13 protein-coding genes and 1 pseudogene are annotated in these 13,453 nt (G+C 33.7%); 3 read left to right on the top strand and 11 right to left on the bottom strand.

The genetic code is table 11. The annotated features are described in order from the left end of the window. Nucleotides 1-40 precede the first annotated feature (40 nt). Both QM512_RS03160 and QM512_RS03155 read left to right on the top strand, forming a co-directional pair. Nucleotides 41-586 (top strand): annotated as a pseudogene (locus QM512_RS03160) (GNAT family N-acetyltransferase). Beyond that, complete coding sequence (locus tag QM512_RS03155; RefSeq protein WP_282806073.1) at nt 570-1,286, top strand: GNAT family acetyltransferase; 717 nt, start codon at nt 570-572, stop codon at nt 1,284-1,286. Before QM512_RS03160 ends, QM512_RS03155 begins: the two are co-directional and overlap by 17 nt. 67 nt (nt 1,287-1,353) lie before the next feature. Here the strand turns inward: QM512_RS03155 and QM512_RS03150 are convergent, their stop codons facing one another. From QM512_RS03150 to QM512_RS03110, 9 genes are all read right to left on the bottom strand, one after another. Next, nucleotides 1,354-2,115, bottom strand: coding sequence for a ChbG/HpnK family deacetylase (locus tag QM512_RS03150; RefSeq protein ID WP_282806072.1), 762 nt, complete (start codon nt 2,113-2,115; stop codon nt 1,354-1,356). Further along, nucleotides 2,112-2,978, bottom strand: a complete 867-nt coding sequence (locus QM512_RS03145; protein ID WP_282806071.1) for a Nif3-like dinuclear metal center hexameric protein — start codon at nt 2,976-2,978, stop codon at nt 2,112-2,114. The genes QM512_RS03150 and QM512_RS03145 overlap by 4 nt, the downstream gene beginning before the upstream one ends. Beyond that, nucleotides 2,968-4,392: a PTS transporter subunit EIIC gene (locus QM512_RS03140; RefSeq protein ID WP_282806070.1), complete on the bottom strand. Its 1,425-nt coding sequence runs from the start codon at nt 4,390-4,392 to the stop codon at nt 2,968-2,970. Before QM512_RS03140 ends, QM512_RS03145 begins: the two co-directional genes overlap by 11 nt. After that, the gene (locus QM512_RS03135; protein ID WP_282806069.1) at nt 4,385-5,233 is read right to left on the bottom strand and encodes a PRD domain-containing protein; all 849 of its coding nucleotides are present in this window, start codon (nt 5,231-5,233) and stop codon (nt 4,385-4,387) included. Before QM512_RS03135 ends, QM512_RS03140 begins: the two co-directional genes overlap by 8 nt. A gap of 12 nt (nt 5,234-5,245) precedes the next feature. Next, nucleotides 5,246-5,725, bottom strand: coding sequence for a PTS sugar transporter subunit IIA (locus tag QM512_RS03130; protein ID WP_282806068.1), 480 nt, complete (start codon nt 5,723-5,725; stop codon nt 5,246-5,248). A gap of 241 nt (nt 5,726-5,966) precedes the next feature. Next, on the bottom strand, nt 5,967-6,167 hold the full coding sequence (locus QM512_RS10240) for an SPJ_0845 family protein (RefSeq protein WP_156236061.1): 201 nt from the start codon (nt 6,165-6,167) through the stop codon (nt 5,967-5,969). A gap of 71 nt (nt 6,168-6,238) precedes the next feature. Continuing rightward, a complete protein-coding gene (locus QM512_RS03120) occupies nt 6,239-7,390 on the bottom strand; it encodes an oxidoreductase (RefSeq protein WP_282806067.1) in 1,152 nt (383 codons plus the stop codon). Between the two features lie 83 nt (nt 7,391-7,473). Then, nucleotides 7,474-8,604, bottom strand: a complete 1,131-nt coding sequence (locus QM512_RS03115) for a glycerate kinase family protein (RefSeq protein ID WP_282806066.1) — start codon at nt 8,602-8,604, stop codon at nt 7,474-7,476. Nucleotides 8,605-8,617: 13 nt separating this feature from the next. Next, nucleotides 8,618-9,913 carry a GntP family permease gene (locus QM512_RS03110; protein ID WP_282806065.1) on the bottom strand — a complete coding sequence of 432 codons (1,296 nt, stop codon included), beginning with the start codon at nt 9,911-9,913 and terminating at the stop codon, nt 8,618-8,620. Nucleotides 9,914-10,049: 136 nt separating this feature from the next. Here QM512_RS03110 and QM512_RS03105 point away from each other — a divergent pair, with 136 nt between their 5' ends. Beyond that, the gene (locus QM512_RS03105; protein ID WP_282806064.1) at nt 10,050-11,111 is read left to right on the top strand and encodes a CdaR family transcriptional regulator; all 1,062 of its coding nucleotides are present in this window, start codon (nt 10,050-10,052) and stop codon (nt 11,109-11,111) included. A 56-nt stretch (nt 11,112-11,167) separates the two neighbouring features. Here QM512_RS03105 and QM512_RS03100 read toward each other — a convergent pair whose 3' ends face one another. Both QM512_RS03100 and QM512_RS03095 read right to left on the bottom strand, forming a co-directional pair. Then, nucleotides 11,168-11,812: a nitroreductase family protein gene (locus QM512_RS03100; protein WP_282806063.1), complete on the bottom strand. Its 645-nt coding sequence runs from the start codon at nt 11,810-11,812 to the stop codon at nt 11,168-11,170. A 101-nt stretch (nt 11,813-11,913) separates the two neighbouring features. After that, nucleotides 11,914-13,446, bottom strand: coding sequence for a DUF5060 domain-containing protein (locus QM512_RS03095; RefSeq protein ID WP_282806062.1), 1,533 nt, complete (start codon nt 13,444-13,446; stop codon nt 11,914-11,916). Between the last annotated feature and the right edge of the window lie 7 nt (nt 13,447-13,453).

Here is a 13,453-nt window from a genome sequence, read left to right as displayed (position 1 = left end):
TTTAAAAATGCTACTATAACAAATAATCAAGGAGTCCATTATGGAAAAAGTTAGTTTAACCCAATTTACAGAAAACTCGTTAAAAGAAATTTGGCAACAAGTTTTTTCAGTCAATCAACCTGCATGGACCAAATTTAATGCACCGTACTTTAATGATTATCAAAAATTTACAGATTTTAAATTATTCAAAGAAAGTCCTATCGCTAAATTTTTATTAAGCGAAGATTGTCGCTGCATTATAGTTAACAAGCAGCCAATCGGCATGGTTTCAAAAGATTGGATTGATGAACAAACACGCTGGATTGAAATCGGAAGTGTAATCTATGATTCAAGCAAATGGAGTGGTGGCTATGGCACAACTGCGCTCCGAATTTGGATTAATCACATTTTTCAAAATACTGACAAGTTGGAACACATTGGATTAACAACTTGGTCTGGTAATCTTTCAATGATGCGTGTTGCAGAAAAACTCAGATTTCAAAAAGAAGCACAAATCAGAAAGGTACGGTAGTACAATAATAAATATTACGATTCTATGAAATATGGAATTTTAAGAGAGGAGTGGGAAAATGTCCGTAGAAATTAAAAAGATTAAAAATAATCAATATAGTGTTTGGTGCGATGAGCAAGACATAGGCACTATTACTACTTACCATAACGAATTTCATAATAAATATCTTTACCTGAAATTTAATCTAGCTAAATATCCTACTTATTTTCCATTTAATGAAATCAAACAAATCGAAGGTCAATCACTTCAAGTAATGACTGATTCAACTAATACCGATTTAATTCATTTATTACTTCAAAATGGATTTAAATGTAAACGTCATTGCTATACACCAGAAGTAATAAATAAAGATTTGAAAATACAGCTTAATTCTAATCATTCTATCCATCCCTTCAATACAAATAGTAAAAATTACTCTGCGCTATGTCATTTGCTGTATCAATACTATCAAGAAGTGCATCAAGCTGTATCTCCTTTAACTGTTTCTGAGGATGCTTTTACTCAAGAAGTTCCAACCAAAACTGGCTACTACAGTACAAATAAAGATGGGAAAATTGAAAATTTCGTTTTTACTGAAAAAAATGAAATAGCTTATATCTGTTCGTTTAATGAAAAGTCTCTTGTTTCATTCATTCAAGCTGTTTTAAGAAAAATGTTTAATAAATATTCATCAATTTTCTTTGAAGCAGACGACACAGATTGGGCTGCAACTAAGCTACTTGATTGCTTTAATGTCGATAAAAAAAATAGTTTTAATACCTACGTTTACTATTAGACTTATAATTAAACTCGACTATTTCAATTAAACAAAAGACCACGTTTTTTAGACGTGGTCTTTATTTTTACTTGCATTCACTATATCTAACTAAGTGAATCTGTTCTTTTTCAATAATTTCTCTAATCTTCGGATTCATTGCAAAATCAACTTCTTGAGTTCTAGGAATAGTTAAACTAGAAGTATTTAAAATATATTGATCTAGGTATCCAGGATGACAAATCATCATTGGAATTACTTCTTCTTCATCATGCTCAAGCATTGTTAAGAACGCCTTTTCAGGATCATAATTAGGTTTCATACTTTCCATATATGGACTGAAACGCGTTTCTTTCTTAAAACTAACCGGCTTATTATCAAAAGCAAAATCTAAAATTGGTAAATCATATTTTTCAGCAACAATATGCAATCCTTTAATAAAGTTGTCACTCATAACTGCATGGCCTTCAAAATAATCAGGTTTCTTGCCAACCAATTCTAAAAAACGCTGATATTGAGCATCAATTTCAGCAACTACTTCATCTAAATTAGTAAAATCCGGCTTTCCATAATTATCTCGATAAACTTTGGAGCGCTTAAAATTCCCCTGTTTATCTACTAAAGACGGAACCTGAGCTGAAGAAAGAACCGGCTTGCCATTAGTAATATCAGTATGCATTCCGAAATCAATATCTTCATTCTTTAATAAATCTAACCCCTGTTCAGTTGCAGGCATATTTACCATTACACCAACATTATTAATTATTCCGTTATGAATTGCATCATAGATGCCGTAATTTACGGCTCTTGAATAGCCAAGATCATCTGCACGAATTAATATTTGTTTCATAACAACTCTCTTTCTACAAAATGATACATATCTGTTGCTTGAATAAAGCGTACTGTAATTTGTTGATCAACTACATCAGGTAACCATTCCGCCATATATTTCATTCCCTGTTCCTCAAAATTAAAATGTCCTAATGTGATAATTGCTTTATCTCTCCCTAGTTGAGCAGAATCTTTAACATATTCGGTTAAAGTAAAATCTACCAATTCCATAGTCAAATAGCAGTCAACATTATCATCATCCATATTTTTTATATCTTCATTAGCATTGCCAAACACGTGGAATGGAATACAAACTTTTGAGACTAGAGCATCTGGATTTCCAATAATTCTGGTTCCAGTTAAATTCATTTTTCTGATTAAATATTGAGCTAAGTTTTTTGCAGTAGTTTGAGGAATATGAAAATGGTCGTACTTTTTCTTATCTCCTACTACATACTTTGTCCAATTCATATTCTTGGCAAATCCATAAAAAATACCATCAGTATATCTCTCAGGCGCTTCAGCTAATGGAATTCCTGAATGCAAATAATCATGATTACGCCACACAACAATATGATGCTTTCTTAATAATTCTTCTTTTAGTTGAAAAGTTCTATTGTCTTTTAACCAATCGGTTTTATCACCATGGTTCCAAAATAATGACTCATGAGTAATAATAAGGTTTGCTTTTAAATCAATTGCTTTTCTAATTACATCTATGCTGGGATAAACACATAATATTATTCCTTGACATTCTTTTTCAAGATCATCTCCATATTGATAAACAATTTGATCACGGGTAGTAGTATCATCTATCTTCTTACCATCTACAATACCAAGTTCGTAATTTTTAACTTTACTTATTACTTCACTATTTTTCATGAACTGGTTCCTCCGATAATGACATAAACATCATAGTTACAAAACCAGCAATCACACAGACAGCTATAGATACAGCCAATGCAATATAATTGCTGTTTGGTCCACCAACAAATCCTCCTAATCCGTAAATTCCGTTAGCAGATGTTGGTACATACATTTTTAATTTCATAAAGCCTGCAACTAATCCTCCAATTGCACCACCAATAATTGATGCAAACAGTGGAGTTTTATATGGTAAACCTAATCCATAAAGGAACGGTTCTCCAACACCACCAAATAACCAGGTAACTGCATAGCCAGCAGTTAATTCTTTATTCTTTGCAGTCTTAAATTTAACTAGACATGCTAGCATTACACCAAATGAAGCCCATGCACCTAAAATACCTGCAGGCATTACTAATGCATCGTATCCAAGAATTGGAAAGTTTGCGATAGCAATTGATAATAATGCAACATGCATTCCAGTCAAAACCAGTAATCCAAAAATACCAGCTAAAATTGCTTCTGCTAATGGTCCTGCAACTTTATCCAGCCAAACAATTCCTTCTGCCAACCATTTGCCTAAATAGCCACCTAATGGGGCAAGTAAACATAACATTATTGGAAGCATAATTAATAATGTACCAACTGGAACAAGAAATACTTTTAATACATTTGGACAATACTTATTAACTAATTTATAGACATAGCTTAGAATCCAAACAGTTAACAACATTGGAATAACAGTTGAAGAATAATTCATTGCTGTTGTAGGAATACCATATACTGAAAAGTTAGGATTCTTGCTTGCAGCCAATTTCATTAAGGTTGGATGTAATAAAATTGCTCCTAAAAAGAGAGAAATTGGAATACTTGTCTTTAACTTTTTAGCAGCTGACCAAGCAATAAATAATGGGAAAAAGTAAAATCCCGCATCCCCTACAAACGTAAATAACGTAAAGAAATCTGAAGATTTTGAAACCCAATGGAACATTTGAGGTCCAGAAACAACTGCTATCGTTTTACAAATAGAAGCAGCTAGTAAAATCGGTATTAAAGGTACTAATGAGCCTGATAAATAATCAAATACTAAATTAACATAATACTTGAAATTCTTATCTACTTTTTTATTATCAATTTCAGCAGTTGCTGGATCATCTATTGCACCTGACGCTGCTCCCTTATTTAGATAAGGTAATACAGCATCATATACATCCGAAACTGCTGGGCCAATAATAATTTGATATTGAGAACCGACTTTATTTATTCCAATAACTGGATCTAATTTCTTTATCTCATCATCTTTTGCTAAACTTGAATCTTTTAAAGTTAATCTCAATCGCGTCATGCAATGCGTGGCTTGACTGATATTGTCTTTCCCTCCAACTAAAACTACAATTTGCTGAGCAACCTGACTATAATTTCTTTTAGCCATTTTTCTCTACCTCTTTTATATTTTTAGAAACAATTCGATTTATATAAACCATTAAATAAAACATTTCATCATCAGTTGTGTGACTTTTATACGAATTATCAATATAAGAAACAATATTTTTACTGCATTTATATATTGAGTAATTTTCTTTAATCATCGTCTTTAACATTATTTCACTTGAATTATCCGAAATTTGATTATTTTCTTTAATTCGCTTTAACATATATCGCAAATGAAGAATAAATCGATGATAAGAAAAATCTTTTTTATTAATTTCTATTTCGAACTGAGAAATTATCATATTTAAAATATGATCAATAATTTCTTGATCATCAACTTGATTCAAACTAACTGAACCTTCTTGTGCATTAATAAAATGCATTGCGATAGCAATTGATTCAGTTCTTGGAAGTTCAAATCCTAGTTGATCTTTCACAATTTTTAAAGCTTCTTGACCTATTTCATATTCTTGTGTGTATAAATGTTCAATATCATAGGAAAGCGAGAAATCAAAAACTTCATTTCTTTTTGTTCTTTCAATTGCAAAGCTAATATGATCTGCCAAGCTGAAAATAATATTTGGAGAGAACTCTTTCTTTATTTTTAATCGTGCTTCCTTTACAATTTGTGAACTAACCATCACAACATCACCAGGAATAGTCTTCAATAATTCCAGTGTTTGGTCATTTACTCGATAAAATGTCATATCAATCTTAGAAAGATCAGCTAACTCATATGGGGTCTTCGGAAAACCGATTCCTCTGCCTAAAGCAATCAATTCTTGACCATTACCATCTGTACAAACGGCCACGTTATTATTGATTTTCTTTTCAACCCTCATTTTTATCCCTCTCTACTCTATTAGGTTAGTATCTTGATCTACTTTGTTACCATAATTGATAAGCAAGTTATTTGCATAACCTTTAACCAAGATTACCATTACTGTATCATCAAGGTTATTATGCTTAAGCACATTATCATCAACTGAGATTAATTTTTCTCCTTGATGAACATAATCACCTTGACTTATATATGAACTAAAACCGTTGCCTTTTAAATCAACAGTATCAATTCCAATATGAATTAAAATTTCTTGTCCTTCTCTATTTCTCAGTCCAACTGCATGTTTTGTAGAAGGAAGCGACACAACTTCCGCATCAATTGGTGCATAAACATCAAAAGTTTGACCTTGTAGATTTGGCTTAATCGCAAATCCGTCCCCCATCATTTTCTTGGCAAAAACAGGATCATTTACCTTTTCCAATTCAATTAACTTACCAGAAACCGGAGCAACAATATTTGTCTTCTCCTTTTTCTTAAACAAACTAAACATTTTTAACCTTTCTAGTTTGCTCAGCCACAAAAAAACTCCTTGAAGCATCACAAACAATAATAGAAGCATATTAACTTCTATAAATCGTTTGTGGTAATGCCTCAAAGAGTTACAATCCACGTTGCGATTTGATATATAATTTACATTTCTATAATAGAATAATTATCGCTTTTTGTAAAGCGGTTACATAAAAGGTATCAAAAAAATCCACTAAAACAGACCTGCTTTAATGGATTTTACACTACTTCTTATCTTTCTTCTTTTTGCTCTTTATTTCAGGTTCCTTCTCCTCATTAATGACATTTGGAGTTTGACCACCATCTTTTTTAGGCTTATCAAGCCCTTCGCCTGGTCTTTTAGGCGTCTTTTTGGGATCTGGAACAGTCGCAAATTTATCAAGCATTTGTTGTAAGTTATTAGGATTGTTAAAAGTTAGTCCCATTGTTATCATCCTTTTCTTTTTCTATGATTATAAAACGGAATTAACAAACTGACAAATGTTTAGAGATAAATTTACTTAACCTTAAGAGCCTTGCTATAGTCAACTTCTCTTAAAACCTTAGCAAAATCAGGACGCTTAGTTTCCATATCCATCACTTTACGTAAGCCAGGTGTTAAGGCTTGCTCCTTTTCTTCTGCTTCTGACATTTCAGTGATTACTTCATTTCCTTTACCAGCAACTACCTTAGCTGCAAAGTTTGCATCAATTAACTGTGCACGACCAGCTGCTACTAAGTCAGTATAGTTTAATGCATCTTCCGCTGCTGCTTGGCTCATTACATCCCCAACAATAATTAACTTCGTATCATCACCAATTACTGGTCTAAATAATCCCGCAAAAGTCTTATCAGAATCTTTTGGCTTAGCCTTATAGTCAGGGAGTGATAAGTGAATATAGTCAAAGTCAAACTTATTAGTTAACTTATTAATCAATTCAGTTGACTCATGCCAAGTGTAACCAACATTATCTGGATTAATCTCCTCAGGACTAATACGATAGCCAATAATAAAGTTCTTAGGTGCATACTTTTTAACTACTTCAAATACTTCTTTAGCAACTGCTAGAGGAAATGCTTCATAATCTCCCCACTTATCATCACGGTGATTAGAAAATCGGGAGAAGAATTGCTGAATTAAGTAGTGATTAGCTCCATGAATTTCAACACCATCAAAACCAGCATCAATTGCTCGCTTAGTTGCAGCTCCGAAATCTTTTACCACTTGATCGACTTGTTCAGTCGTGAAGGCTTGGACTCCATAAGGCAAAAATGGATAGTTTGCCGTATCAGGAGCATATACTGGTAAGCCCAAGTGAGCGCGATAATTTGCTTCTCGTCCAGTGTGGACAATTTGAAGAAGTGCTTTATTGCCGCCTGACTTCATTGTCTTTGCCATTTTGGTCAAGCCAGGTAAAAATTTATCATCATAAACCGCTAATTGAGTTCGATCATCTGTCCAAGTAATTGCTGGACCGCCTGCTGGACTAACATAATTATATTCTGAGATTACTAGACCTGCTGAATTTGCACGTGCTTTCCAGTAAGCAAGCGTATCATCAGTAACTGCACCGTTCAAACCACTATTAGTCAACATTGGTGGTTGAACCATACGATTATTAATAACTGCACCATGTTTAAAAGTTACTTTATCTGATAATTTCTTCATTTTCTTACTCTTTCTTACTTTTTATTAGTTTTCAAATCTGATTATAGTCCATCGCATTACTAACGTAAAGTAAGAAAGAATAATTAAAACTTAAGTAAGCGAACTACATTTTCCGTTGTTCGGCTTACATTAATAGGGCCATCTTTCAGAGCCTTTTCAAGACTGCAAGCACTAGGAAGAATACCAAATATTGCAGTAAAACCTTCGTCATACAAACTATTAATTCCTTTACCAAGATAGCCGGCTAACGAAATTACTGGTTTATGATATTTTTTGCCTAGTTTTGCTACACCGTAAGGGGTTTTTCCAAATTTTGTTTGGAAATCCGTTCCGCCTTCTCCGGTAAAAACATAATCTGCATTCTTGACCTTCTTTTCTAATTGAGTTACTTGAATTGCAATCTCAATACCTTGATGCATTTCACAAGTTGTAAAAGCCATTAATCCTGCACCCAAACCACCAGCAGCTCCTGCTCCTGCTTTTTGCGCTACATCCTTGCATAAATACTTTTTAATTACTTGTGCATACTTCTTTAAATTGCTCTCAAGTTGTTCAACCATTTCTGGAGTTGCACCTTTTTGCGGACCAAAAATATTTGAAGCTCCTTCTGGACCAATTAGCGGATTAGTTACATCACTTGCTAGAATAATTTTTACATTCTTCAAACGCGGATCTAGATTATTGATGTCAATTTTAGCTAATTTATCTAAATTTCCTCCGCCCCAAGGAATTTCTTGATTGTTTTTATCCAATAAATGTGCACCAAGTGCTTGTGCCATTCCACTACCACCATCATTAGTACTACTGCCACCTAAACCAATGATAATTTCTTTAACTTTGTGATCAAGAGCATCTTTAATTAATTCACCAGTTCCATAAGTGGTAGTAATTAATGGATTACGCCTGTTTTTAGGCACGATTTCTAATCCACTAGCCTTGGCCATTTCAATAACTGCACTTTTTCCATCTCCTAATAAACCATAGTAAGCCTTTACCTTATTTCCCAATGGTCCAGTAACTTCTAAGGTAATCTTTTTTCCATTAGTTGCATCTACTAAAGAATCGACTGTGCCTTCGCCACCATCGGCCATCGGTACCTTGATTATCTCTGCATCTTCTTCTACTTTTCTAATTCCAACTTCCATAGCATCACATACTTCTTTAGCAGTCATACTTTCTTTAAAAGAATCTGGAGCTAATACATATTTAGTCATTTTTATTTCTTTCCTACTTTAAAATAAATCCATATAAGATAGTTGCTACGACCGTCATTGTTAATCCCACACAGAACTCATAGGGAATTACGGTCATTCTTTCTTTAATTGTCATATGCATGCTTTGAGCGGTTATATGGAAATAGTTACCTTGTGGTACCTCATCAATTACAGTTGCACCTGCATGAACCATGGCTGCAGCTGCTAAAGCTCCAGTACCAGTTGCTAAAATTGCTTTTCCAAATGAACCTGTTGCTAAAATAACTGCAGTACTTGTTGAACCAGTAGCAAGACCCATTAAAATACCAGAAATTGGCGCTAAATATACACCTGGTAAGCCAATTTTGGCCAACAAATGAACAATTTGAATCGATAAATCAGATGTTGAGATTAAACCCGCAATTGCACCGGCCCCGATTAAAATCAAAACTGTTCCTGCTACTCGATTTAAGCCATTGGATACAAAATGTGGTATCTGTCTTCCTTTCCCCATGATTAATGCACCAACTAGAGATGCAAACGGCAAAACATACATCGCATCAATATTAATTGTTTCTAAGCAGCTAACATGAACTAATTTTCCAATCGGCCCAATCATCAATAGCACAATAGCTAACACTGGTGCCACCAGTGCTTTAGAAAGTGGAATAAGAGATTTCGATTCTTCTGTTTCTTTTATATCGCCATCTTCAACAATTGGTCCCTTTTTCCTTAAAAAACCACTTAAAATTGTAGCTACGATTAAACCAAATATAGCTGGTATAAAACCGACAATCATAACTTGACTTAAAGATAAATGGAAGCCATTAGCTGCAGCAATTGTATTAGGATTGGGAGAAATAATGTTTCCTGCTTTGCCTCCACCAGACAGAGCAACTAACAATGCTAATTTACTAATATTCGACTTCTTACCAACAGTCAAGGCAATTGGAGCAACTATTAAAACAGCCACTGGAATAAAAACACCAACTGCAGTAATAATCATTGTTGATAATGCCAAGGCCATTAATGCTAATTTTTCGCCCATTTTATTAACAATGGCATGCGCAATTGTTTCAGCTGCCCCCGATTCCATCATAACACCGGCTAAAACACCAGCTGCTAAAACTCTAATAGCAGTTCCCATTACACTTTGCGTTCCTTTTTCAATAATTGAAACGGTTTGTGCAAATGACGCACCTCCAATTAAGCATCCAATTATTGCACCAGCAAAAAGTGCGTAAACTGGATTAATTCGTTTAAAGATCAAAAAAATTGCCAGTGCTAGCCCAAACAAGGCAGCAAGCCATGAAATTGTAATGCTTCCCATACTTTTTCTCCTAATATTCTTCATTAACTTGTTCTTGTTAATATTTTCACTTTATAATATTAATATTAGATAAATATCGATACATTATGCAGTTGCACAATATTAATTAGGCAGAAGAGGAAGAAGTAAATAAAGAATGGAACTAAATCCTAATTTAGCTCGCACTATAGTTAAGCAAATGATGAAAAAGATCCCCTACAACATCAATATGATGAATGCCGAAGGAAAAATAATTGCCAGTGGTAATCCACAACGAATTGGCGAAATTCATATTGGCGCTATTCAAGCCATGGAAGCAGATAAAATTTTGCCAATGAATGAACATCATAATGAGCATGGACAACCCGGAGTTAATATGCCCATTAAATATCAAGGACAAGTTATTGGTGTAGTTGGCATTACGGGAAAACCAAAAGAAGTTGTCCCCTTAGCTTCACTTTTAAAAGTAGCGACTGAATTATTAGTTAATCAATTAGCTAAACAAGAGGAAATCGATGATAGACGAGATAAATTAAATCGCTTTTTATTTAGATGGATTCAAACTACAAATGACTTAGCTACTAAACAAAACCTAAAGATAGAAGCTGAACAACTTCAAATCAATTTAAGTCTAGAAAGATATGTACTTGACTTTAAAACTGATACTACTACAGCAAAGAAAATTAAATTAGGTTTTGATGACTTTCTTTTAAGCCGAGCTGATGATACACAGGTTATTATTACCAATAAAGAAGAAATTGTTAAAAAATTTGCAAACTTAGCTAAGCAGTTAAACCTATATATTGGAATCAGCAACAAAAATATTGATATAAGTAAAGCTTTCCATCAGGCACAAATCGCCGTCAATCTTGCACAAACTTTCCATCTATCTTCCCAATATTATTCTGATATTTTATTCATTGATAAAGTACTGTCAAGTAATCTAGCTTTTAAAAATACTCAGCAAAAAATTCAGAGTTTAATAGCACTCGATCAGGGAAACGAATATTTAAATACTATATTTAATTATGTAAAATGCAACCAAATCGCTATTCAAACTGCTAAAAATCTACATATCCATCGCAATACTTTAACTTATCGATTAGAAAAAGTTCGCTCAATTACTGGTCTTAATCCATGGAATACCGAGGAACTTTTTCAGCTTTACGTTGAAGTACTAAAATTCATCGATAATCACAAAGAAGAAATTAAAGAGTAAGTATTATAATAAAAGCATTCTAAAATTCAATTAACAATTTCAGAATGCTTCCTCATCTATTCAAATTTCAAAACATCATCAACAGGATATCTAACCGACTTCAATTCTTGTACGCTTGTATCTGGTTTACCAATCGCAATTCCCATTACTGGAACATATTGTTCTGGATCAAGTCCCATTACACTGGCAGCTTTCTTAGCATCATAACCTGCCATTGCATTAGTTTCATAACCATGTGCTCGTGCAATCAGCATTAATTGCATTGCAGCAAGTGATGAATCAACCATTGCATCAGCTGTAAGCATTGTTTTATCTGCGTGCTCATACAATGGTAAGAAAGTATTGTAAACCTTATCCAATTCTTCCTTAGAAATTCTTTTTTCTTCATACATATGATCCCACAAAGCACGGTATTTCTTAAATGCTAAAGTATTACCAACGATTTGAATAATTGCACTTGAAGTATCAATTTGCGGATTATTAAATGGCATATAAAATTCATGCAATTTCTTCTTGCCCTCATCAGTATCAACTACAATGAACTGCCAAGCTTGCAAATTACATGCAGATGGTGCAGTAATTGTTTCTTTAATCATTTCTCTTAATTCCTCACGAGGAATTTTTACATCCTTATCAAAGTGACGAACTGAATGCCGGTTAAGTAGTACATCCCCAAAATTGTTATTTTCAAATTTTGTCATTAGATTTACCTCCTTGTGTTAGCGCTTATGTATATAATTATAAACTTAAATTGTCCTACTTAACAAAAAAAGGATATAATTTAAAACTATATCCTTTTAGTTTATTCTTCTGTTAATAAGAGTGCCTGATAATCCTTACGTGGTAAATGAATATATTGATCATTTTGTATTTCTTGATCAAAATCTTCAATCGTTTCATCCCAAGCATTGATTAACTTAGCGCGATATTTCTTTTCCTTCTGTAAGAAACTTAAAACTTCAAATTCTGGTTGATTTTCACCAAAGTAAATCAACCACTTTTTCTCATCAGGAGTTGAACCTGCTGCTAATTCCCAAGTCGGACCACTGGTAGCTTGTGGCTTAACCCAATAAAAGCCATTATCTTTTAACAAATCATATAAGAAATTAATCTTCTTCTGACTCTCACCATATAATTTGCCACCATGTGCCCACCAAATTGGACGCTTGGTGTGTGGCTTATCAATATAAGTTTCTCCATGTGTACAACCTCCACCGCGCAAGATCACACGCCAAAAGTTGTCCATCATACCTTTTGCAGTATTATCGCCCCAGCCAAATTCAATATTGCCTTCATAGCGACATTCGTCATCAACCACAGGTTTTTGATATTCTTCAATCCATTTAGGAATTAAGAAAACATTATCACTTTGAACACTTAAATGCGTAATCCATGGCTTAGTGTGATCATACCAGTTCTTTATAGTATCTTTGTGTTGTGGTGGATCATAAAAATTATGAATTGATTCAAGGTGCTGTGACGGATCTTTTTCATGGACAAATTGACCAATTCTATCCCAATCCTTCAATGGAATCTGTCCTACTAAATCCATTAAATCATATTCATTTGCTAGAGCCCACCAAACATTCTTGTAAGAAGCTAAACGAGCAATGACATATTTCAAATACCAAAGATTGTTTTCCAATCCCATTCTTGCAAAGCCCCATCGATCATATGGACTAAATAAAATCAAATCTGCTTCAACACCAAGTTGGTCTAATTTTTCAATATTATCTTCTAAATTCTGAAAGTATTTTGGATTAGGTCTTGTATAATCAAATCCAGTTTCTTTTGCATCAAAGACCCAGTCATTTGCTCCACGTTTATATCGTAAAAATCCTTCAAATGGATAAATTGCAGGCTCTTCTTCATTGTATGAATAGCTCTTAGGGAAAACTAGCATTCTAATTTTATTGAACTTATTTTCTTTTAAAGTTGCTAAAGTTTCTTCTTGAACTTCTTTAGGCTGCACAGTCCAAGCATATGCAGTCGTACCGAACGGAATGTAACTGCTCCCATCTGCATATGCAAAATGCGTTTTACCAGCAACTCTAACTGGTCCATGATTATCTGGGCTTGCTGATACTACTGTGAACATATCAGTTTTTCCATCTAACTCAGAAACATTTGAATGAGTGGTAACAGTATATTCTCCCTCTACTTCTGGCATATAACGCACCTTGTAGACACCATTTCCATCGTAAAATCCATCAACAGTAATTGGATGGTTATTTCTATCAAAAGTTGCTGTTAATTCAATATCTCTAAAGGGATTACCGTCACTTGGCCCATTTAATGTTAGTTCATATCTCTTCCATTTTTCTACTGTTTTCATTTTTATT

This window comes from Lactobacillus isalae, assembly GCF_947539375.1.
GTDB classification, from domain to species: domain Bacteria; phylum Bacillota; class Bacilli; order Lactobacillales; family Lactobacillaceae; genus Lactobacillus; species Lactobacillus isalae.
Note: the sequence above shows the minus strand (reverse complement) of the source record. Positions and strands in the feature narration are given on the sequence as shown.

Coding starts and splice junctions, on each gene's coding strand:
- QM512_RS03105 (WP_282806064.1), top strand. CDS start 10,050: ATGGAACTAAATCCTAATTTAGCTCGCACTATAGTTAAGCAAATGATG.
- QM512_RS03110 (WP_282806065.1), bottom strand. CDS start 9,913: ATGGGAAGCATTACAATTTCATGGCTTGCTGCCTTGTTTGGGCTAGCA.
- QM512_RS03115 (WP_282806066.1), bottom strand. CDS start 8,604: ATGACTAAATATGTATTAGCTCCAGATTCTTTTAAAGAAAGTATGACT.
- QM512_RS03100 (WP_282806063.1), bottom strand. CDS start 11,812: ATGACAAAATTTGAAAATAACAATTTTGGGGATGTACTACTTAACCGG.
- QM512_RS03120 (WP_282806067.1), bottom strand. CDS start 7,390: ATGAAGAAATTATCAGATAAAGTAACTTTTAAACATGGTGCAGTTATT.
- QM512_RS03135 (WP_282806069.1), bottom strand. CDS start 5,233: ATGAGGGTTGAAAAGAAAATCAATAATAACGTGGCCGTTTGTACAGAT.
- QM512_RS03145 (WP_282806071.1), bottom strand. CDS start 2,978: ATGAAAAATAGTGAAGTAATAAGTAAAGTTAAAAATTACGAACTTGGT.
- QM512_RS03140 (WP_282806070.1), bottom strand. CDS start 4,392: ATGGCTAAAAGAAATTATAGTCAGGTTGCTCAGCAAATTGTAGTTTTA.
- QM512_RS03130 (WP_282806068.1), bottom strand. CDS start 5,725: ATGTTTAGTTTGTTTAAGAAAAAGGAGAAGACAAATATTGTTGCTCCG.
- QM512_RS10240 (WP_156236061.1), bottom strand. CDS start 6,167: ATGGGACTAACTTTTAACAATCCTAATAACTTACAACAAATGCTTGAT.
- QM512_RS03155 (WP_282806073.1), top strand. CDS start 570: ATGTCCGTAGAAATTAAAAAGATTAAAAATAATCAATATAGTGTTTGG.
- QM512_RS03095 (WP_282806062.1), bottom strand. CDS start 13,446: ATGAAAACAGTAGAAAAATGGAAGAGATATGAACTAACATTAAATGGG.
- QM512_RS03150 (WP_282806072.1), bottom strand. CDS start 2,115: ATGAAACAAATATTAATTCGTGCAGATGATCTTGGCTATTCAAGAGCC.